Source organism: Methylophaga thalassica (assembly GCF_030159795.1).
GTDB lineage: Bacteria > Pseudomonadota > Gammaproteobacteria > Nitrosococcales > Methylophagaceae > Methylophaga > Methylophaga thalassica.
On sequence record NZ_BSND01000005.1, the window covers coordinates 510,358 to 530,721 of the forward strand.

At 44.6% G+C, this 20,364-nt stretch carries 21 protein-coding genes; 8 read left to right on the forward strand and 13 right to left on the reverse strand.

The genetic code is table 11. The annotated features are described in order from the left end of the window. Positions 1 to 16: 16 nt before the first annotated feature. Positions 17 to 1,918 (reverse strand): DNA topoisomerase IV subunit B, encoded by a 1,902-nt coding sequence (gene parE / locus QQL60_RS09620; protein ID WP_284723177.1) that lies wholly within the window; start codon positions 1,916 to 1,918, stop codon positions 17 to 19. Positions 1,919 to 2,211: 293 nt separating this feature from the next. Here parE and cydP point away from each other — a divergent pair, with 293 nt between their 5' ends. Genes cydP through QQL60_RS09645 form a run of 6 tightly spaced genes read left to right on the forward strand, consistent with a single transcriptional unit; the run spans position 2,212 to position 6,073 of the window. Then, positions 2,212 to 2,394 (forward strand): cytochrome oxidase putative small subunit CydP, encoded by a 183-nt coding sequence (cydP, locus tag QQL60_RS15285; RefSeq protein WP_379006734.1) that lies wholly within the window; start codon positions 2,212 to 2,214, stop codon positions 2,392 to 2,394. Further along, positions 2,391 to 3,953: a cytochrome ubiquinol oxidase subunit I gene (locus tag QQL60_RS09625; RefSeq protein ID WP_273180263.1), complete on the forward strand. Its 1,563-nt coding sequence runs from the start codon at positions 2,391 to 2,393 to the stop codon at positions 3,951 to 3,953. The genes cydP and QQL60_RS09625 overlap by 4 nt, the downstream gene beginning before the upstream one ends. A 2-nt stretch (positions 3,954 to 3,955) precedes the next feature. Next, positions 3,956 to 5,098 carry a cytochrome d ubiquinol oxidase subunit II gene (gene cydB, locus QQL60_RS09630; RefSeq protein WP_284723178.1) on the forward strand — a complete coding sequence of 381 codons (1,143 nt, stop codon included), beginning with the start codon at positions 3,956 to 3,958 and terminating at the stop codon, positions 5,096 to 5,098. Positions 5,099 to 5,107: 9 nt separating this feature from the next. After that, positions 5,108 to 5,212 (forward strand): cytochrome bd-I oxidase subunit CydX, encoded by a 105-nt coding sequence (cydX, locus tag QQL60_RS09635; protein ID WP_040576631.1) that lies wholly within the window; start codon positions 5,108 to 5,110, stop codon positions 5,210 to 5,212. Then, a complete protein-coding gene (locus QQL60_RS09640) occupies positions 5,205 to 5,483 on the forward strand; it encodes a cyd operon YbgE family protein (RefSeq protein ID WP_007146823.1) in 279 nt (92 codons plus the stop codon). Before cydX ends, QQL60_RS09640 begins: the two co-directional genes overlap by 8 nt. Positions 5,484 to 5,488: 5 nt before the next feature. Next, positions 5,489 to 6,073, forward strand: a complete 585-nt coding sequence (locus QQL60_RS09645) for a Tll0287-like domain-containing protein (RefSeq protein ID WP_284723179.1) — start codon at positions 5,489 to 5,491, stop codon at positions 6,071 to 6,073. Here the strand turns inward: QQL60_RS09645 and QQL60_RS09650 are convergent. From QQL60_RS09650 to QQL60_RS09705, 12 genes are all read right to left on the reverse strand, one after another. Next, on the reverse strand, positions 6,060 to 6,260 hold the full coding sequence (locus tag QQL60_RS09650; RefSeq protein WP_007146825.1) for a winged helix-turn-helix domain-containing protein: 201 nt from the start codon (positions 6,258 to 6,260) through the stop codon (positions 6,060 to 6,062). The two genes, QQL60_RS09645 and QQL60_RS09650, sit on opposite strands and share 14 nt — an antisense overlap. Before the next feature lie 37 nt (positions 6,261 to 6,297). Continuing rightward, positions 6,298 to 7,473 (reverse strand): pyridoxal phosphate-dependent aminotransferase, encoded by a 1,176-nt coding sequence (locus QQL60_RS09655; protein ID WP_273180258.1) that lies wholly within the window; start codon positions 7,471 to 7,473, stop codon positions 6,298 to 6,300. Next, the gene (ovoA, locus tag QQL60_RS09660) at positions 7,473 to 9,611 is read right to left on the reverse strand and encodes a 5-histidylcysteine sulfoxide synthase (protein ID WP_273180256.1); all 2,139 of its coding nucleotides are present in this window, start codon (positions 9,609 to 9,611) and stop codon (positions 7,473 to 7,475) included. The genes QQL60_RS09655 and ovoA overlap by 1 nt, the downstream gene beginning before the upstream one ends. 80 nt (positions 9,612 to 9,691) lie before the next feature. Then, complete coding sequence (locus QQL60_RS09665) at positions 9,692 to 10,264, reverse strand: class II aldolase/adducin family protein (RefSeq protein WP_284723180.1); 573 nt, start codon at positions 10,262 to 10,264, stop codon at positions 9,692 to 9,694. Continuing rightward, the gene (locus tag QQL60_RS09670; protein WP_273180252.1) at positions 10,245 to 11,477 is read right to left on the reverse strand and encodes a tetratricopeptide repeat protein; all 1,233 of its coding nucleotides are present in this window, start codon (positions 11,475 to 11,477) and stop codon (positions 10,245 to 10,247) included. The genes QQL60_RS09665 and QQL60_RS09670 overlap by 20 nt, the downstream gene beginning before the upstream one ends. Then, a complete protein-coding gene (locus tag QQL60_RS09675; RefSeq protein ID WP_007146830.1) occupies positions 11,474 to 12,133 on the reverse strand; it encodes an energy transducer TonB in 660 nt (219 codons plus the stop codon). The genes QQL60_RS09670 and QQL60_RS09675 overlap by 4 nt, the downstream gene beginning before the upstream one ends. Positions 12,134 to 12,144: 11 nt before the next feature. Further along, on the reverse strand, positions 12,145 to 12,552 hold the full coding sequence (locus QQL60_RS09680) for an ExbD/TolR family protein (RefSeq protein WP_273180251.1): 408 nt from the start codon (positions 12,550 to 12,552) through the stop codon (positions 12,145 to 12,147). A gap of 9 nt (positions 12,553 to 12,561) precedes the next feature. Then, complete coding sequence (locus tag QQL60_RS09685) at positions 12,562 to 13,086, reverse strand: MotA/TolQ/ExbB proton channel family protein (RefSeq protein WP_007146832.1); 525 nt, start codon at positions 13,084 to 13,086, stop codon at positions 12,562 to 12,564. Then, complete coding sequence (locus tag QQL60_RS09690) at positions 13,070 to 14,425, reverse strand: MotA/TolQ/ExbB proton channel family protein (RefSeq protein WP_007146833.1); 1,356 nt, start codon at positions 14,423 to 14,425, stop codon at positions 13,070 to 13,072. The genes QQL60_RS09685 and QQL60_RS09690 overlap by 17 nt, the downstream gene beginning before the upstream one ends. Next, positions 14,422 to 15,195 carry a DUF3450 domain-containing protein gene (locus tag QQL60_RS09695; protein ID WP_273180249.1) on the reverse strand — a complete coding sequence of 258 codons (774 nt, stop codon included), beginning with the start codon at positions 15,193 to 15,195 and terminating at the stop codon, positions 14,422 to 14,424. Before QQL60_RS09695 ends, QQL60_RS09690 begins: the two co-directional genes overlap by 4 nt. A gap of 293 nt (positions 15,196 to 15,488) precedes the next feature. Further along, complete coding sequence (locus QQL60_RS09700; protein ID WP_040576633.1) at positions 15,489 to 16,124, reverse strand: response regulator; 636 nt, start codon at positions 16,122 to 16,124, stop codon at positions 15,489 to 15,491. Then, positions 16,018 to 17,457, reverse strand: coding sequence for a LapD/MoxY N-terminal periplasmic domain-containing protein (locus QQL60_RS09705; protein ID WP_237701235.1), 1,440 nt, complete (start codon positions 17,455 to 17,457; stop codon positions 16,018 to 16,020). Before QQL60_RS09705 ends, QQL60_RS09700 begins: the two co-directional genes overlap by 107 nt. Positions 17,458 to 17,529: 72 nt before the next feature. On the opposite strand from QQL60_RS09705, the gene hemL reads away from it, so the two are divergent. Both hemL and sbcB read left to right on the forward strand, forming a co-directional pair. Next, positions 17,530 to 18,810 (forward strand): glutamate-1-semialdehyde 2,1-aminomutase, encoded by a 1,281-nt coding sequence (gene hemL, locus QQL60_RS09710; RefSeq protein ID WP_284723181.1) that lies wholly within the window; start codon positions 17,530 to 17,532, stop codon positions 18,808 to 18,810. Between the two features lie 105 nt (positions 18,811 to 18,915). Next, a complete protein-coding gene (gene sbcB, locus QQL60_RS09715) occupies positions 18,916 to 20,364 on the forward strand; it encodes an exodeoxyribonuclease I (RefSeq protein ID WP_273180247.1) in 1,449 nt (482 codons plus the stop codon).

Below are 20,364 nucleotides of genomic sequence, written 5' to 3' on the forward strand. Positions count from 1 at the left end.
TATATCTCTTTATCATTTATAAAGCGGCCAGATCCGCTAAATCACCATGTTGCTCAAGCCAGGACTTACGATCAGCAGCACGTTTTTTAGCCAGAAGCTTATCCAGCGTCATCATCGTATCGTCTTCAGCATTAATGGTCAGTCTAATCAAACGTCGGGTATCAGGTGCCATCGTTGTTTCACGCAGTTGCATAGGATTCATTTCCCCCAGACCTTTAAAGCGCTGAGTACTGACTTTACCTTTGATTTTGTCTTTTTCAATTCGGTCGAGAATAATCTTACGTTCTTCATCATCCAGTGCGTAGAACACTTGTTTACCCACATCGATACGATACAACGGTGGCATAGCAACGCAGATGTGGCCTGCTTCGACCAGGGGGCGAAAATGTCTGACAAATAACGCACATAATAAGGTGGCGATGTGGGCACCATCTGAATCCGCATCGGCTAAAATACAAACTTTACCGTAACGTAAGCCCGACAAATCATCAGAACCGGGATCCACACCAATAGCCACGGCAATATCATGGACTTCCTGAGAAGCCAGCACTTGTCCGGGTTCCACTTCCCATGTATTCAGAATTTTGCCACGTAATGGCATGATGGCCTGAAACTCTCTATTTCGGCCTTGCTTGGCACTACCGCCAGCCGAATCCCCTTCCACTAAAAATAATTCCGTACGCGAAGGATCCTGAGAAGCGCAATCCGCTAACTTACCGGGCAGCGCCGGACCAGACTGTACGCGTTTGCGTACCACTTTTTTCGCCTGTTTTAATCTGGACTGCGCATTATTAATCGCCAGATCGGCAATTTTTTCACCATCTTCTACGTGGTGATTCAGCCATAAACTAAAGGCATCTTTCACCACACCAGACACAAAGCCAGCGCATTGACGAGAAGATAAACGTTCCTTGGTCTGACCTGAGAATTGGGGATCCTCTAACTTGACCGATAACACATAACAACAACGCTCCCAGACATCTTCCGGGGCTAGCTTCACGCCTCTGGGCAATAAGTTACGAAACTCACAAAATTCCCGGAGTGCTTCCAGTACGCCACTTCGTAAGCCATTAACATGGGTTCCACCCTGAGCTGTAGGAATGAGGTTGACATAACTTTCTGCTAACTCATCGCCAGACTCCAACTGCCACATAAGTACCCAGTCCACTTCCTGTGACTCTTCACTCATATGTCCAACAAAAGGCGTTGCAGGAACACAGGGCGAATCGGTCATCGCCGTAGAAAGGTATGAATTTAAACCATCTTCATAGCACCAGCGATCTTCCACCTTCTCTTTACCCGATAAATCGGTAAAGGTCACAACAAGGCCGGGACATAAAACAGCTTTTGCTCGCAACACATGTCTTAGTCTGGGAACAGAAAATTTAGGAGAATCAAAAAACGGTTCTTCGGGCCAGAATCTCACTGTCGTTCCGGTATTACGTTTTCCAACGGTACCGATTTCATTCAAGGCTTCAACCAAAGCACCACTTTCAAACGCAATTTGATATTCCGTGGCGTTTCGACGAATTTTGACTTCCAGACGCGAGGACAATGCATTAACAACGGAAACACCGACACCATGCAAACCACCGGAAAAACGGTAGTTTTTATTGGAGAATTTCCCCCCCGCATGTAAGCGCGTGAGAATAACTTCAACACCTGGAACACCTTCTTCCGGATGAATATCAACCGGCATACCTCGGCCATCATCACTGACTTCCAGTGAATTGTCCTTATGTAAGGTAACCTGAATTTGTTTCGCATGGCCTGCTACCGCTTCGTCAACACTATTATCAATGACCTCTTGAGCAAGATGGTTGGGACGTGCTGTATCGGTGTACATGCCTGGTCGTTTACGGACAGGCTCTAGCCCCGTCAAAACCTCAATGGCAGATGCATTGTATGTATTCGTCATTATTGAGATATCTACCTAAAATTGTTCCCACCGAAGGTTAGCAGGATAAAAGCCTAACAGACAACACAGAAGCAACATATCTGTGAAAAAAAACCGGTTTAATCCGAATTCGTGTAAATATTCCCTCGCTTTTAAAGTGACAAGTTTGTAAAGTTTTGTAAATAACCCGCTAAGAATACTGTCTTTTGTGGCATCTGGCGTATTATTCGCCCCTTAATTTGGCAGAGCGTGCAACCTGATTTAACTAAAATTGACTAAGATCATGTTTTCTTAACTTGTGTTGTGGTGGAATAGTGGCAAAGAAATTATTCACTGATAGAAAATTGATCATTGAGCTTAGCATCATGTTGGTTTGCAAGCTGTTGTTACTTTTTCTTATATGGCATTTGTTTTTTAGTAGCGCCCCCGACGACATTACCCATGACGCCGTCGCTGACGTGATTATTAATCACTCTTCAGATGGAGATTCACCTTGATTTCTGAACACTTAGTCGACTTATCCCGTTTGCAGTTCGCTATCACGGCACTGTATCACTTTTTATTTGTGCCGCTCACGCTGGGGCTATCATGGATTCTGGTGATTATGGAATCGGTGTATGTCATGACAGGTAAGGAAATATACCGTGACATGACAAAGTTCTGGGGTAAGTTATTCGGGATTAACTTTGCCCTTGGGGTGACCACCGGCCTGACTATGGAATTCCAGTTTGGCACCAACTGGGCATATTATTCGCATTACGTTGGCGACATTTTCGGCGCCCCACTTGCCATAGAAGGTTTGATGGCATTTATGCTTGAATCGACCTTTGTTGGTATGTTTTTCCTTGGCTGGGACAGACTCAGTAAACGACAACATCTCACCACCACTTTTCTGGTCGCACTAGGTTCAAATCTCTCAGCATTGTGGATTCTGGTGGCAAACGCCTGGATGCAAAATCCGGTCGGAGCGCACTTCAACTATGAAACAATGCGTATGGAGCTCACCAGCTTTGCCGAAGTATTTTTCAACCCTGTCGCACAGGTGAAATTTATTCACACCGTTGCAGCCGGTTATGTCACTGGCGCTATGTTTGTATTAAGTATCAGCGCTTATTACCTACTAAGAAACCGTGATGTCGGTTTTGCTCGCCGCAGCTTCGCTGTAGCTGCAGGTTTCGGCGTAGCGGCAATATGCTCAGTCATTTTGCTGGGTGATGAAAGCGGTTATGAAGTAGGTGATGTACAAAAAACCAAATTAGCGGCAATTGAAGCCGAGTGGGAAACAGCAGAACCACCAGCCGCCTTTACCTTGTTCGGCTGGCCTAATGACGAAACAATGGAAACAGACTACGCCGTTAAAATCCCTTATTTGCTGGGCATAATTGCTACACGATCAGTGACTGAGCCCGTAGCTGGGATTAAAGACCTGAGAGCAGAGCATGAAGACCGTGTTCGTAATGGTATGAAAGCCTACGCGCTGTTAAAACAATTACGTGACGGCCCTGTAACAGAGGAAACCAAAGCCGAATTTGATAAAGTCAAAGATGACTTGGGTTATGGTTTGTTATTGAAAAAATATACCAATAACGTTACCGATGCGACGGATGAACAAATAAAAGCAGCAGCGCATGATACCGTTCCACCTGTTGCACCGATGTTCTGGGCATTCAGGATCATGGTCGCATCTGGCTTTGCCATGCTGATTATCTTTTTCTTGTCTTTCTATCATTGTGCCAAGCGACAAGAATACAAAAAGAAATGGTTACTGCGTCTGGCGATGCTCGGTCTACCGCTACCCTGGATAGCGGCAGAAACAGGCTGGTTTGTTGCTGAATTTGGTCGTCAACCCTGGACCATCAGTGGCATTTTGCCAACACATATTTCGACATCAACCTTATCTGCCAGTGATGTTCAAAACAGTTTAATTGCCTTAGTGGTGTTCTATACCCTGCTGTTAATTGTTGAACTCTATCTGATGATTCGGTTCGTCAGGCAAGGGCCGAGCAGCTTGCATACCGGCCGTTACCACTATGAAGCATCAGCAGAGAGAGGCTAATCATGATTCTTGATTATGAAACACTAAAATTAATCTGGTGGCTGCTGATGGGCGTTCTTCTCATCGGATTCGCTCTCACCGATGGTTTTGATATGGGCGTCGGTATTTTATTACCGTTTATCGGTCATACAGACGAAGAACGCCGTATTATGATCAACACAGTAGGCCCTCACTGGGAAGGCAACCAAGTCTGGTTGGTTACTGCCGGTGGTGCTTTATTCGCTGCATGGCCCCTTGTTTATGCCATGGCATTTTCAGGCTTTTATTTAGCGATGATGTTAACGCTATTTGCACTTTTCTTACGACCTGTTGGCTTTGATTATCGCAGCAAACTGGATAACTCACGCTGGCGTTCAAGCTGGGATTGGGGTTTATTTGTGGGAAGTGTTGTCCCCCCGATTATCTTCGGTGTCGCCTTTGGTAATTTATTGTTGGGCGTCCCCTTTTACTTCGACGATATGATGCGTCCAAATTACACGGGTGGATTTTTACAACTGCTTAATCCCTTTGCCTTGTTATCCGGCGTGGTCAGCTTGTTAATGATCGTTATGCATGGCTCTGTTTGGTTACAAATTCGTACACTGGATAGTCTGGAGTGGCGGGCAACTCAGGTGGCTAAAGCCAGTTCGGTTGCTTTATTGATCGCATTTGCTCTTGCAGGTTTGTGGGTTTCTTTTGGTATGGATGGCTATGTTGTGAGCGCTATGCCAGCCGCAAACTCAAGTTTCACTCCGGATATGAAAGAAGTCACCACCCAAGTGGGAGGTTGGTTGCTGAACTATCAGCAATATCCATGGATGATTTTAGCCCCAGCATTTGCTTTTCTGGGGATGATTGGTGTGTATCTATTCTCTCACTTGTCCCGTCCTGGTATGGCTTTTATAAGTAGTGCCGTAACACTGACAGGCATCATTCTGACAGCTGGTTTTTCTATGTTCCCATTTGTCATGCCATCAAGTGATGCTGTGAATCATAGTCTGACCATGTGGGATGCCACCTCCAGTCTGTTGACATTAAAAATCATGTTCTGGGTGGCCATCGTCATGGTGCCAATTATAATTTGTTACAGTTTCTGGACCTATCGTCGTATGTGGCGAAGAATCGACGTGAACTTTATTCGCGGTAACCAACATTCAACCTATTAGGAATCTATTATGTGGTATTTTGCTTGGATACTTGGCGTTTTATTAGCCGTCGCATTCGGTATCATTAATGTGATGTGGTTAGAAAACTGCCCGATGGATACATTGGATGACTAATTCGTGGATAGATAAGTCTGGTGTACGTTTAATTAGTTTATTAACTGCACTGGGCTTATCTGCTGCCATATTAATTTTCCCTAACCGGCTTTTGATGGAAAATGGTAAATCGGATCATGATTTATTAATGGTGTTATTAGTTGGTGTCTGTATCGGTTTTATTCATGGTGTCGGTTTCGCTCCTAAAAAGACGCTGTTGCATATTTTACTCAGCCCATACACCTGCTGGCCGATTATGTTCTATGGCGTATTCCATATGGCTCTGAACTAATGCCTATGCGAGGTTTTATCCCTTTCATTGTTGCTTTCGGTTTAGCCTTACCCGCTTTTGCTAAAAACCAAGAGCAAATCGCGTTTGAACGTGATGCTCAGGCAGCTATTAAGGATTTGTCTACCCATCTCAAAGAAGCGTTGATGTCCGCCTTGCAGGATGGTGGTCCTATAGAGGCTATCTCAGTCTGTAAGTTGGTGGCACCTACTCTTGCTGACGAAGTCTCAAAAAAATACAGTCTTGATATTCATCGAACCAGTTTACGCGTTCGAAATCCTGATAATGAGGCAGACAGTTGGGAAACTGGTGTATTACAAAGTTTTGAAACACGTCTAAAGACGGGTGAGGCTATTCAATCACTCAGCTTCGTAGAAAGAGTAGATTCAGAGCTGGAATATGAGTGGCGTTATATGAAAGCCATTGCAACTGATAAACTCTGCTTATCGTGTCATGGCAGTCAGATTGCATTACCCGTTCAGAAGTTGATAGATAAAAATTATCCCCGTGACATGGCCATCGGCTACAAAATGGGTGATATCCGTGGGGCGTTTTCTGTGAAACGCCGCTACTCAAAACTTAAAGCAGACTGATCAGTTCTGTTCGCCCCTGCTGTCTAAAGCCCAACTTATTTTCTTTTGCCAACCAGCCAATAGCACGCTGACACAGCTTAGGCTCAAGCATCGTATCCTTACATATACGCGTGACTGACGCTTCGCCACGGGTATTTAAATATGTCCAGATAAGGCCTGCAGCTTCACCAATTTCATCATTCATCATGGGGCTAAACTCCATTTAACTCATGAAAGAGTGTTGATTAAACTGTTTTGAGACCAGCAATAGCATCCGCCATGTTTTCCAGAGCCTGCTGGACAACTTCAAGACGTGTTCCGATATTTAATCGCATAAACCCTGAGCCATTATCGCCAAACACATAACCCGGATTCATGCCCACCCTGGCCTCTTCAATAAAAAAGCGTCTGAGCGATTCGTTATCCATACCCAGTGCACGACAATCAAGCCACAATAAGTATGTACCTTCAGACTCGATTAACTGGATCTGAGGACAACGCTTTTGAAGAAAATCTTCTACCCATTTTTTATTTTTGTAAATATAAACATTCAGCTGTTTTAACCAGTCTTCACCATAGCGATAAGCCGCTTCAAATGCGGTGATACTAAAAGGGTTAGCGGGACTGATGTGCCATTGTTCAAATACGGCTTTAATAGCTTTGCGCTGTTGCATATTACTGACAATCAACGCTGAAAGCCCCATGCCGGCAATATTAAATGTCTTGCTGGGCGCCAACGTCGTAATCACATTATTACTGTGTGTTAAGGTTGCCAGGCTAATATGTTGTTGCTCGGGGAAGATAAGATCAGCATGAATCTCATCAGAAATAATCGTCATCTGATAACGTTCGGCCAGTTCCAGCAACTGCTGTAATTCTTCGCGAGTCCAGACTCGCCCCACAGGATTATGCGGTGAGCAGAAAAGTAATGTTTTTGCTCCTTGTTGGGCACAGTCCTCTAGATGTTCAAAATCGATAAAATAACGATTATTGTCTAACTTTAACGGGTTTAATACTAATTCTCGCCCCGTTTTTTCTACCGACGAGAAAAAAGGGAAATAAACCGGTGGCTGAACAATGACCTTATCACCGGGCTCCGTTATCGCTTCAATGACGGCATTGATTGAAGGTACAACGCCTGGACACATAATGATATCGCTTTGCTTTATCTGCCAGTCGTAGCGCTTTGCACTCCACTCAATCAATGCTTCATACATGGAATCAGGATGAAGCGTGTAACCATAGATGGGATGTTTAGCACGCTCTACCAGAGCCTTAGTCACAGCTTCAGGGGCAGCGAAGTCCATATCCGCCACCCACATTGGGATAACATCACTACGGCCAAAATAGGCCGTTCTGGCATCAAATTTCAGGCTTTGACTAAAACTTCGATCTATTTTCTGGTCAAAATCAACCGTCATTATTTACGTTTCCAGACCGTCACCTCAGATAAGGTATGCTGAAATTTACGGCTGGTTTCACGAATAACAAACGGAATATCTTCCGGCACGCGAATAAGTTCAAAATGAGGTTCCAGAATCGCTTTCAGACCATCCAATGTGGTAAAGCTTTCACCATCTTTTTTGAACCCACCCAACCAATGTTCTTTTTCAGTGTGTTCATCCAGCCAGGTATAAGGTGAGGCCAACATCAGAATGCCATCCTGATTGAGTCGCTCGTGAACAGTAGCTAAAAACTGTGCAGGCTTATAAAGGCGATCAATCAAGTTAGCAGCCAGGATCAGATCATAACCTTCAAACATCGGCTTAAGATTACAGGCATCACCTTGTAAAAACTCAACTTTAGAGGCCGTATCTTCCAAACCCAGCTGTTCCAAACGGCGTTCTTTATAGTGAACCAGCTCACCTTCATCGGTAATGGTATAGCGCACCACACCCTGTTCAGCCATTTGCGTGCCGAGATTGATTAAGCGTGCTGAGAAATCAATACCAGTAACCTTGTCAAAATGTCTTGCTAGCTCAAAGCTGGCCCTGCCGACAGAACAGCCTAAATCCAGGGCTTTTTTCATTGGCCGGCCTGCCATCATCTCCACAGCCAATTCCGCTAATTTTTTAGGGAAATTAGCGACATTGAAATATTCATCACCGTAATGAAATTCAGCATACTGTGAAAGCATGATGTCAGTTTCGTAATTAGAACTGTATTCTTCCAGTTCAGCCTCTGACACGACATAACGAAAACCAGCGTGTTGGAAAAAGTGTTTACGAAACGCGTACCTTGATGCTTTACGACTCTCATTGCCTGACGAAATCCACGAACCACCTTTGATCAGATTATGACGGCCATCAAAGGTTGGCGTTGTAAAATCATCATAAATAGGATGAACTTTAAACTCATCAAAAGGATAAATTGGCGTTTCAGTCCATTGCCAGACATTGCCAATCACATCATATAAGTCACCATGTTTAAAGAAGTTAACAGGACAAGAGGATGCCGCATAATCCAGATGAATATTGGCGGGTGCCAAATCGCTGGTTAATTCATCCAGTCCGGCCACCTCATAGAGTCGGTACCATTCATCTTCTGTTGGCAAACGTACAGATTGGCCGGTCTGTTTCGCTTTCCAGTTACAAAACGCTTTTGCTTCATGGTAGTTAACATCCACTGGCCAGTCCCACGGCATATCAATGACTTCCGCCATCAAACGGCACTGCCAGCCTTTTTTTGTTTGATGCCAGAATGTGGGGTGTTGTGCTTTGGTAAACTGACGCCACTGTAAACCATCCTCAGACCAGAACTCATCTGTGTGGTACCCACCGTCTTCAACGAATTCGAGAAACTCCTGGTTACTGACCAAAAACTTGGCTGCTTGGAAGGCCTCAACATCCGCTTCATGCTCACCATATTCATTATCCCAACCATAGATGGGATCTGAGTACGACTTACCTAAACTAACGCTACCTGCGGGAATATCCACCAGACTATTTCTCGGTGCCTCATTCGTCTCTCTGAACGGTTGCCAGGCTGGATGCGGTTTGACCCACTCCAGACGCTGTTGACGAATCAGTACGGAAGAGGTTTCCAGATGAATCTGTTCATGCTCAATCCCCATCATGATCGACCACCACGGATTTTCCCAATCAATAGGTAACTTGAGGGGAGCTTGACGAATGACTTTATTCACCATCGCCTGGACTTTTTTGCGGTAGGCTTTCACCTCTTCCAATGCTGGCCAGTCATAATGATCTTCATTGAGGTCATCCCAACTCATCTCATCTACACCGACAGCAAACATAGACTCAAATTTGGGATCAATGCGTTTATCGATAAGTCCGGCCAACAACATCTTATTTACAAAAAAGGTGGCGGTATGACCAAAATAAAAAATCAGTGGGTGACGTAGAGGAATAGACTTCTGAAAATACGCCTGATCATCAATTAACGTATCAAACAGCGATTCATAACGCTCAAAAGTGAAATTGAAGTAATCTGCAATTTCCTGTCGTTTATCTGCAGCATTACCACCATCTAATAAAGGCGTTCTCAAATAAGAACTCTCCATCGAGGCATATTTTTTCAAGGCATTCTCAGCAGTCATATTGCTACTCCATCTCTGTATTTTTATTGTGTGTTATGACTAATGAACTGTGAATTTGTTGCGAAAATAAGTCACACACATCAGATTTGTTTGGCGATCCATGCTGTTTTTGCTGACAACTCCAGGGAACATGTCCATTTATAAGCCAAATTTATGCTATCAGCACAGGCATAGACACCATGCCCACTTACGACTGTTACTTTATAGTCCTGAAGGATCTGCGCAACTGCAGCAGGTGCCAGTTCGACATACTGCGCATAGTTGATATGAATAATTGGCACTTCTGGAAAATAATACTGACCTTCGAAATCGATGGGTGTGAAGCTTTTTTCCTTCATCGTCATAGCGACCGTGTAAGGACCATGGCTATGAAAAAGCGCTCTAGCTTGTTCATTTTTTTGATACACCGCCACATGCAAAGGGGCATCAAGCGACGCGCCCTCACCACAATGACCATCAATGTGGCAAAGCACCAAATCATCAGTGGTTAAAGTATCAGCACAACAGCCTGTTGGCGTGACCCAGACATCATCATGCCAACGAAAAGACGCATTACCGCTATGAGAGTCATTACAACCATACTGACGCAGCCATTTATAGTGCTGAACTAAAGCCTGTTTCTGTTGCTGTAAATCAGGCATCCGGCTCATCATTTTTCTCTAACAGGCTATTAATATGTTGTAGCCATTGAGCCGCTTGTTTTTTCTGAGCCTCAAAGGAAGCCGCTTTCAGAAATTGTGCTTTGGCTTGTTCAAAGTTGTCCTGATGATAGTAAGCCGTGCCTAACATCGCGTAGGTTTGGCCTAATTTTTTACCTTTCAGTAATTTTAATGCTGAAGATAAAGTATCAATGGCATTTCCCCATTGTTCCATACTGATATAGATTTGCCCCAGTTTTAACTGGGTATCACCACTACTATCCATAGGTAACATGACTTTTAAAGTATCTACGGCACGCTGGTTTTCTCTGGCAGCTAACCAACTGTCTGCCAACTTATTCAGGTTTTCAAAGTTACTGGGAATAACGTTTTGTTTCATTCCCTGCTCAAGTAACTGACCAGCTTTGTATGGTACTCGCAGATAACGATACATATCAGCCAGATTTACCAGCGTTTTAGGTTCGGTCAGATCCAGCCTTTTAGCTAACATACGCACGGCAAGAGAAGTAAATTCTTTATTCTCCTGCATATATAAAGCCGCCAGCTGATCCCAATACATTTTTTTGTCAGGGTAGCTGGTAATCAGTAATTCCAGCACCGATATAGCTGATTTGTAGTGTTTCAGCGATAGGTAAGAAGACAGCAATAATCGGTACCAGTCTTCTTGAGGTGCTTTATCATTTTTAATAGCAATTTGTATTCTGTCGGCCGCTTTAGAAAAATTATTTACACGATAATAAGCACTGGCCAAAAGCACATAAACCGTATTATCTGGTTTTTTCTCCGCGGCTAACCAGCTCTCCATCAGTGGAATGCCCTTTTTATACTGCTCATCAGCAATAAGTAATTGCGCCAGGTTATAACGCAGGGTATGTGTGACATCTTCTGGTAATGCGTTTAAATCCAGCGCCTGCTGGAATGTCTCTGTCGCTTTTTTATACTGCTCTAATGATGAATATAAAAAGCCTAGAGTTTGTAGAACAACAGCCTGCTCATAACTGCCCTTTTCAACGGTACTCAGTAAACTATCAAGCTGCTGTTTGGCCTGTTGATAGTTTTGTTTTTCCATCAACTCCTGTGCCTGATTCAAGGCTTTATATGTTTTTTCACTGAGTAAAAATTGTTTCTCATCATCAGCCGCGGATGCACTTCCCAGTACCAACAGAGATAGTGTAAGAAAAAGGATCGTTAATAATGGCTTTTTCATCGTGACAATTTAAACTCGATTTCCTGAGTGGCCTGACGCTCAACCGCCTGTCCATCCACTAATTTAGGTTTGAACTTCCACTTCAAAATAGCTTTCAGCGCCGCATCATTAAATACACTGGCGGGCTCAGCTTTTATCACTTTTGGATCGCGTACCCTGCCATCTTTAGTGATAATAAATGTCACCGTCACCACGCCTTCAATACCACGCCGTGATGCAACACGCGGATATTTAGGTGGAATACGTACCAATGGCACCACTTCATTATCCAGCATCGGCGCGTCACTAGGTGCTGGAGCAGGTGCTGCTTTAGGCGCCGCAGAGAAATCCCCCAAATACGGTCCCCCCGTGATATTCATCGGTACATCGATCGCTGGAATATCCATTTCTGGTGTCGGTGCATCCGGCTTATTTGCCTGGGTAGGAGCAGGTTCAGGTGGCGGTGGCGGCTCATCCGGTGGTGGCGGTTTTTTGGGCAGCTCACGCTTTTTGGTTTCCGGTTGCGCTTCTTCCTTTTTCAAACGCACAAAGTCCAGAATCTGAACTTCTTCAATATCGCGTTTATCCACACTCTTACTATTGGTCATATGTTCCATTAAATAGAACAAACCAAAGTTAACCAGTAGTGCGAGAACAATACCAACAACTAATCTCATCAAATCCGCCGTTAGTCGCGTTCAGCAGCAATAGACACATTGGCCACGCCCGCCAGTCGGGCTTGGTCCATAACTTCAATTAACAGGCCGGTTTTCGCTTCTTCGTCGGCCAAAATAATGACTGAACCTTCCGGGTTTTCAGCATGCATACGTTCTACATTGGCTCTGACAGCACGACGATCAATCTGGCGTTTATCCATCCAGATTTCGCCATTGGGACGAATAGAAATCAGAATATTGGCCCGTTCTTTTTTCACCGCTGTTTTTGCCGAAGGACGGTTCACATCCACGCCGGTTTCTTTTACAAACGAACTGGTGACAATGAAAAAGATTAATAAGATAAACACCATATCAATCAGTGGTGTCATATTGATTTCAGCGATACCACCACTTTGGCGTCGGGAATGTCGGTTTCTCATTTTTATCCTTTACTCTCTACGCAAGGCATCAGCCACTTTATCGACTTCACGTTCTGCACGTTGGGTTAACTGAGTGCTGAAATACAAACCTGATAATGCGGTTAACAGACCGCCCATCGTGGTAATCAACGCAACAGAAATACCACCCGCCATACCGCGGGCATTACCGGTACCAAATACGGTCATCACATCAAATGTCTGAATCATTCCGCTCACCGTGCCCAACAAACCCAACATAGGAAGCGCCATAGTAAGTGTACGAATCGTCATCAAATAACGTTGTAAGGAAATACGACTCTCTGTAATCATGCCTTGACGTATTTGATGGGCAAACCAGCTATTTCTGTCTTTACGTTGCTGCCACTCATTAATCAAACGTTTGACCTGTTTAGGATGCTCAAACACCACAAACAAATAACGTTCAATAATCAAACTCCACATTAACACCGAAGCAAACAGGATCAGCCACAGCACACTGCCGCCGCTTTCCATCAGCAATTCAATCTGAAAGAGTCCGTCAGACAGACTGGTCATGTTGTTTTTCCGCGTTACGAGCAACGATAGCAGCACTTTCTTCATCAAGAATTTGCACTAGACGGTTTGATTTGCTCGATAAACCACTATGAATCAATAACAAAGGGATGGCGACAGCCAGACCCAGTTCTGTGGTGACCAGTGCCTGGGATATGCCACCAGACATTAATTTCGGATCACCGGTACCAAACAAGGTAATCGACTGGAATGTCTCGATCATGCCTGAAACCGTACCTAATAAGCCTAGCATTGGCGCAACCGCCGCCAGAATAGCCAGCGTGATTAAACCGCGTTCCAGTTTTGGCATTTCTCTGAGAATGGCTTCATCCAGTTTTAATGACAGGGTTTCAACATCATGTGCTAAGCGATCGTTGTACACAGACAAAATGCGTCCCAGCGGATTTTTCTGACTGACTTCTTTTTGTTTTTGCTGCTTGGCAATACCATGACCATCTTTGGTCAAAGATAAGAACTGAATAAGAGCGATAATCAAACCAATCGCACCCAGCACCAGGATGATATAACCAATCCAGCCACCTTGCTCTATACGTTCTTTTAGGGTCGGTGTTTGCACTAACAGTGCCATAATCGCACCCCGGGTCGGATCAATCACCGTTGGTAGTAACTCACCTGGCTGGGCATCTTCAAACTCAGCGACCAGCTTTCTGAATCGATCCACAGGTTGTCTTGCCAGCTCAACTAAATTGCCTGTTTCTGGCAAATAACGCAGGAACAAGCCATCAGTAAACGCGGTAAACACACCAATTCGGGTAACCTGTTTGTCCTCAACATCCCCGGTAGTGGTGATTACGGGGGTAGTGAATTTTTCCACTTTTCCTGAAGCGGTCATTTCTTCTTGCAGGGTCAACCATAACTGACGAAGTTCTTCGATGGTGGGTTGCTGTTTGCTGTCGCTTAATTGATTAAGGAAATCGACACGTTCAGGATGCTGAACATTGGTCATCGAGCTTTCCAGCACAGCACGGCTATCATTGGCGACTTGTCTGACGGTACCGAATAACTCACCTAATGAACCTGATTTGTCATCCAACAGACTTTGTTGCTCGGCTAGACGCTGCTCTTGTTCATTAAAAATGGTGTTCAGTTGCTGGGTACGCTTTTCCTGGTCCGCTAATTCTTGCTTGGCTTGGGCCAAAAGACTGGCTTGTTGATCATGCGCTTTCGCAAACTCAGCTTCACGTACCTGATTTTGTTGTTGCTCAAGCACACGTTCACGTTTGACCTGCTGCAATAACTCATCAAGATTCGCCGGTTTATCCGCAGCGAATACAGGCAAACTCAGCGTCAGTAAACAAAGAAGAGAAATCAGTTGTTTCATTGTTTCTCTCCTACAGTATTAACTGGTAACACCATCAGATCCGGTGGTAATTGTTTTTTCGCTACTTTCAAGCCATCGGTTATGGGCTGAATATAATCATCAGACAATGTGACCCACTGCTTCTTATCGTTATCCCACATACCCGCTTCTTTTCCATCCAGTGTGAGGTAATACAGGCTGACACGACCAATTCTTAAGAAGTCGACTGTTTTTTTCGTTTCGCCGTCTTCCAAATCAGCCTGATAGGCTTCGATGGTTCGACCATATTCAGTTTCGACCTGATAGGCTTCCATAATACGACGATACTTTTCTGCTAATGACACATCAGCGCGCCCCATCATCGTAGTTAACGCCTCTAAACGCGTTTGACGTTCCTGTTTCAGAAAAGGCACGTCCAATGACACAAACTGTTGCAGGACATCGATCATTTTCAGCATGAGCGGCACAATGTCGTGCTGTGTTGTTTCGATATTATTTAATTGCTCAGCGATGGAGGCCATTTCTTCTTGTTGAGAATCGACCAGTGACTGGAGTTGGTCATTATAGGATTTGAGACTTTGCGTTTGTCTTAGAACATCACGGTACTCCGCCAGCATATCCGTGGTTTCATCGGATAAACTATCAATTTTCTCTTGAGACTTCTGAGCGGCAATATCGGTATTGACCTGAGTATCAATCGCCTCATCCAAGGCGCCTGCATTGGCTAAAAAAGGCAACGCAAGAAAAATACTCAACTGCCAACCACGTTTGATGGTTTGCTTGAGGTGCATAGATTTCAAATCCCATATTTGCCGTCATCACGGCAGTAAACGAAAGGAGTCATCTTAACAAGAGAATGGAAAGTGGGAAACGGTTTAGCGTAGAATTTAGACAAAAAAAAGCCAGATACAAATTGTATCTGGCGAAACCTTCATAGAAGGAGAGAGAAATATAAGACTATAGAAGCTGAAATTTCTATAAACTTGAGATACATAATACAAATCACTCCTGATTTTCAAATGAGCGACTTATCCTAATAACTCGGGAATTTATTCCTATTCCTCTTTCCTTCAATATCAATTATTTACGATGAAATACCGTGGCTTATCGCAAAGCGCATCAGTTCAGCTGTTTTGCTGATATCTAGCTTACTTTTTATCTGGGTCAAATTGTTGGCCACCGTTTTATAACTGATTCCCAATACTTCAGAAATCTCCGTCATGCTCTTGCCTTCGCCCAATAGTCGTAAAATTTCTAACTCACGGCGCGATAAATCACTCAGAGCACTGGTGCCTGCATCAATATTCAGCATGGCCAATTGTTGAGCCATGTCCGGACTTAAGTAAATTTTACCATCAAGCACTTTATTCACCGCTTCGACCAAGTGATCCGCCGCGTTGTTTTTAGTGATATAGCCTCTGGCGCCTGACTGCATGGCACGTGATGCGAACACAGGATCTTCATGCATACTAAACATCAACACTTTGGCATCTTCACGGTTTGCTCTGATCCGTCTTAATACTTCCAGACCACCGACACCTGGCAGCGTAATGTCAAGCAACACCATATCTGGCTGCGACTCCTGAAAGAGACGATAACCCTCTTCGCCAGTTTCAGCTTCGAGAACTGTAGCCGAGGGAATTTGTTGAATCAGTTGACGGCAACCTGCTCTGACTATCGGATGATCGTCCACTACCAAAATTGTTAATGCCTGTTTCATTTTTTGCTTCACCCTTTAATGGAATCAACACCCGGACCTGTAAACCACGTCCTTCTTCCGTATCAAACGCTATACGACCACCGAGTGCTGACACCCTTTCTCGCATACCAATTAAACCAAAACCTTTGACCAGATTAGCATCCAGCCCCTTACCATCATCCGTTACAGCCACTTTGATGGTCTCTGTTTCCCGGCGTACTTCAACTTTGACATGACTGGCATGGGCATGGCGTACACAGTTGGTCGTACATTCCTGAACCAGACGGTAAATCGTTACCTGTAGTGTATCAGGCAGTGATTCAAATTCACCGACAAAGTCCCACTCCCAGTCAATTTCCGGCTGACGCTCACGCCAGTTGTGCAACATATCTCTTAATGCTTCTGTTAAACCTAAATCATCCAGCGTCATCGGACGCAGTCGGCTTAACATTTTCCTGACTAAAGATTGAATATGATTAGTAATCGTTTTTACAGAGCCTACTTTTTCTTCGATCTCGATCAGATGATTTTCGCCAGCAATTCGCTCAATTTCACCTAAATCAACGCGAATCCCGAATAAACATGGCGCTAACTCATCATGAAGTTCTCTTGCCAAATCGCGCTGTTGAGATTCCTGTAAGCTGAGCATATTACCGGCAAGTGCATGATTTTCTGCCATGGTTTTTTCTAACACGCTGGCCATATGATTAAAGCGGATCTGAATGGGATTCAACTCTTTTACAGCAGAAGTATCCACCCGTGCTGTAAAGTCGCCTTGTTCAAGATGCCCCAGCGCATCTGACAGTTGTGATAACGGCCTTAAACCTTGACGTAAAGCCAGATAAATTAAACTCAAAATCAGTAATAAGAAGAACACACCCAGCCAAAATAAGGTTTGGATATCCTGCCAGACTTCGGTGACTTCATCACTGGGATCAGCCTCTACCACCAGATAACCATAAGATTTACTGCCTTTGGTAATTAATCGTCGGAAAGCGACGGCTTCAGGCTCCATCATTCGAATAAACCAGTCCGGTGCATCGGGTTTATTAAAAAAGCCGGTTTGATCTTCCTGTCCAATCAACGGTTCGCCATGCATATCTTCAAACCAGGCACGAATATGACGGGTATGTCTGACACTATCGACAATCAGCGTCAATCGCTCACTCAGATCATTAGAAAAACGTAATGTCGGGAGCGCATTTACCAGCAAACCTTTAGCCAGCTGCGTACTGGAGGCCATTTCCTGGGCAAGCGCTAATCTGGCGTTTTGCACCATAAAATAACCGGCAGCAGCGAAGTTAATCAGCAAAATAATGCTGACTATTATTAGTAATCGTAGTTTTAAACTCATGATCATCAGTACAATAGATGAGATAAGTTTAGAATTATCGCACAGTTACAACGGAGACGATTAGGAAACAGCATGCAAAATAATCACGACTTGTTCCAACAGGCCCAAAAACATATTCCAGGTGGCGTCAACTCGCCCGTCCGCGCATTTAAAGGTGTGGGTGGGGATCCCGTATTTTTCCGCGAAGGAAAAGGCGCATGGCTGACAGATGCGACAGGGAAAAAATATGTGGACTATATTGGTTCCTGGGGGCCGATGATTGTCGGTCATGCACACCAGGAAGTGATTGATGCTGTCAAAGAGGCGGTTAATCATGGTTTAGGTTTTGGTGCACCGACAGAAATTGAAACAACCATGGCCGACTTAGTCTGTGAACTTGTTCCATCAATGGAGTTAGTTCGTATGGTGAGCTCTGGGACTGAAGCCACGATGAGCGCCATTCGTTTAGCACGTGGTTACACCGGTCGTGACAAAATCGTCAAATTTGAAGGTTGTTATCACGGCCATGCCGATTCATTATTAGTGAAAGCAGGCTCAGGGGCTTTAACTCTAGGTGTGCCCTCTTCTGCAGGTGTGCCAGCCTCATTAGCTGAACACACACTGACATTACGTTATAACGACTTAGAGTCCGTCAAAGCCTGTTTCAAAGAAGCCGGTGATCAGATTGCCTGCATTATTATTGAACCTGTTGCCGGTAATATGAACTGTATTCCACCTGTTCCCGGATTTCTGCAAGGGCTTAGAGAAATCTGCGATGAATATGGTGCGGTACTGATTTTTGATGAAGTGATGACCGGATTCCGTGTTGCACTGGGTGGTGCGCAAGCGCATTACAATATCACCCCGGACTTAACGACCTTTGGCAAGATTATTGGTGGTGGTCTGCCAGTAGGTGCATTTGGTGGCAAACGTGAAGTGATGGAATATATCGCACCGCTCGGCCCCGTTTACCAGGCGGGCACTTTATCAGGTAACCCTATCGCCATGGCTGCCGGACTGACAACGTTAAAACTGATTCAGGCGTCTGGATTTCACGATGCATTAACAAAAACCACCGAAACTTTAGTCTCAGGTTTACAGGAACTGGCTGATAAAGCGGGTATTCCAATGACAACGAACCAAGTTGGCGGTATGTTTGGTTTATTCTTTACCGAAGACAGCCAAGTGAACTACTACGAGCAAGTTGTGGCTTGTGATCAGGAGCGTTTCAAACACTTCTTCCACTTAATGCTTAACAATGGCGTCTATCTGGCGCCCTCAGCATTTGAAGCCGGTTTTGTCTCTGCTGCCCATGGCGAACAAGAAATCGAGCATACCTTATCAGCAGCAAAAGCCACTTTCGCTGCCTTATAAATCACCATTACCGTTACAAAGCCATACATGCTCAGCAGATGTATGGCTTTGTACGTTAAGATGGTATATATCCCATCTATACAAATCTAAGATATTGAATTAACTATGAATACGCTTTACTGGCATGACTATGAAACTTCTGGCACGGATCCCCGTTATGACAGACCTTTGCAGTTTGCCGGTATTCGTACAGACGAAGATCTTAATATCATCGGCGAGCCGTTGATGATTTATTGCAAACCCGCCAATGACTTTTTGCCCCATCCTCAAGCCTCTTTAATCACGGGTATTACCCCACAAAAAGCTCAGCAGGAAGGTTTAACAGAAGCCGAGTTCATTGCACGTATTCATGCCGAACTCGCAGAACCCGGCACGTGTGGCGTTGGTTATAACAGCTTGCGCTTTGATGATGAGTTCACACGCTTTAGTTTGTTCCGTAATTTTTATGATGCCTATGCCCGTGAATGGCAAAACGGTAATTCCCGTTGGGACATTATCGATATGGTCAGACTCACCCGAGCTTTACGACCAGAAGGCATCAACTGGCCGGATCATGATGATGGCAAACCCAGTTTCCGCCTGGAACATTTAACAGCCGCAAACAATATCGAACAAATCGGTGCTCATGATGCCTTAGTCGACGTTTATGCGACGATAGAAATTGCCAAGCTCATCAAAAATGCCCAACCCAAATTATTTGATTACGTTTACCAGAATCGTCGCAAAAACAATATTGCCCCGCTGCTCAATATCCATGACAGAACTCCGGTCATTCATGTGTCGAGAATGTATCCGAGTGAATATTGTGGCACTGCACTGGTTGTGCCCTTAGCAAAAGATCCAACTAATCCTAATGGGGTTATTGTCTACGACTGCCGTTATGATCCCACCGATCTGATTGAGCTTGATGCAGAGACATTACAGCAACGTTTATTTACCCCCTCAGTCGATCTGGCTGAAGGTATTCAACGACCGGCCCTCAAAACCATTCATATCAATAAATGCCCAGTGGTTGTGCCGGCAGCGACGTTAAATGAGGATGCCGCAAAACGCTTAGATATTGATCGTGCCCAGCATCAACGTCACCTGGACATGTTGAATGCGGCAGGTGATTTAAACGAAAAGCTGTCACAGATTTTTACACCTAAACCATTTGATCCGGTCGCTGATCCTGATGCCAGTCTCTACAGCGGTGGTTTTTTCAGTGACAATGATAAACGCAAGATGGAGCTTATTCGTTCAGCTGAGCCGGATATGTTAAAAACATTATCTATCCCTTTTGAAGACTCGCGTCTGGCCGAGATGTTATTCCGTTATCGTGCTCGTAACTGGCCTGATTCCTTGACTGAAGATGAACAAGATCAATGGCTGCAATATCGTCAGCAACGACTGGCAGATGAGACACCAGACGCTATTCTTAACTTCTCAAGGTTTTATTCAGCGCTTGCTGAAGCAAAGCAACAAGATTTGCCTGAACAAAAACAAAAAGTTCTGGCTGAACTCACCCACTACGCCAGCCAATTAGCTGCTGAACTTGGTTACCAAGCGAACTAA

What these genes read in the sequence shown, in the direction of transcription:
- parE (WP_284723177.1), bottom strand. Translation starts at nt 1,918, where the DNA reads ATGACGAATACATACAATGCATCTGCCATTGAGGTTTTGACGGGGCTA.
- cydB (WP_284723178.1), top strand. Translation starts at nt 3,956, where the DNA reads ATGATTCTTGATTATGAAACACTAAAATTAATCTGGTGGCTGCTGATG.
- cydX (WP_040576631.1), top strand. Translation starts at nt 5,108, where the DNA reads ATGTGGTATTTTGCTTGGATACTTGGCGTTTTATTAGCCGTCGCATTC.
- QQL60_RS09640 (WP_007146823.1), top strand. Translation starts at nt 5,205, where the DNA reads ATGACTAATTCGTGGATAGATAAGTCTGGTGTACGTTTAATTAGTTTA.
- QQL60_RS09645 (WP_284723179.1), top strand. Translation starts at nt 5,489, where the DNA reads ATGCGAGGTTTTATCCCTTTCATTGTTGCTTTCGGTTTAGCCTTACCC.
- QQL60_RS09650 (WP_007146825.1), bottom strand. Translation starts at nt 6,260, where the DNA reads ATGATGAATGATGAAATTGGTGAAGCTGCAGGCCTTATCTGGACATAT.
- QQL60_RS09655 (WP_273180258.1), bottom strand. Translation starts at nt 7,473, where the DNA reads ATGACGGTTGATTTTGACCAGAAAATAGATCGAAGTTTTAGTCAAAGC.
- ovoA (WP_273180256.1), bottom strand. Translation starts at nt 9,611, where the DNA reads ATGACTGCTGAGAATGCCTTGAAAAAATATGCCTCGATGGAGAGTTCT.
- QQL60_RS09665 (WP_284723180.1), bottom strand. Translation starts at nt 10,264, where the DNA reads ATGATGAGCCGGATGCCTGATTTACAGCAACAGAAACAGGCTTTAGTT.
- QQL60_RS09670 (WP_273180252.1), bottom strand. Translation starts at nt 11,477, where the DNA reads ATGAAAAAGCCATTATTAACGATCCTTTTTCTTACACTATCTCTGTTG.
- QQL60_RS09675 (WP_007146830.1), bottom strand. Translation starts at nt 12,133, where the DNA reads ATGAGATTAGTTGTTGGTATTGTTCTCGCACTACTGGTTAACTTTGGT.
- QQL60_RS09680 (WP_273180251.1), bottom strand. Translation starts at nt 12,552, where the DNA reads ATGAGAAACCGACATTCCCGACGCCAAAGTGGTGGTATCGCTGAAATC.
- QQL60_RS09685 (WP_007146832.1), bottom strand. Translation starts at nt 13,086, where the DNA reads ATGACCAGTCTGTCTGACGGACTCTTTCAGATTGAATTGCTGATGGAA.
- QQL60_RS09690 (WP_007146833.1), bottom strand. Translation starts at nt 14,425, where the DNA reads ATGAAACAACTGATTTCTCTTCTTTGTTTACTGACGCTGAGTTTGCCT.
- QQL60_RS09695 (WP_273180249.1), bottom strand. Translation starts at nt 15,195, where the DNA reads ATGCACCTCAAGCAAACCATCAAACGTGGTTGGCAGTTGAGTATTTTT.
- QQL60_RS09700 (WP_040576633.1), bottom strand. Translation starts at nt 16,124, where the DNA reads ATGAAACAGGCATTAACAATTTTGGTAGTGGACGATCATCCGATAGTC.
- QQL60_RS09705 (WP_237701235.1), bottom strand. Translation starts at nt 17,457, where the DNA reads ATGAGTTTAAAACTACGATTACTAATAATAGTCAGCATTATTTTGCTG.
- hemL (WP_284723181.1), top strand. Translation starts at nt 17,530, where the DNA reads ATGCAAAATAATCACGACTTGTTCCAACAGGCCCAAAAACATATTCCA.
- sbcB (WP_273180247.1), top strand. Translation starts at nt 18,916, where the DNA reads ATGAATACGCTTTACTGGCATGACTATGAAACTTCTGGCACGGATCCC.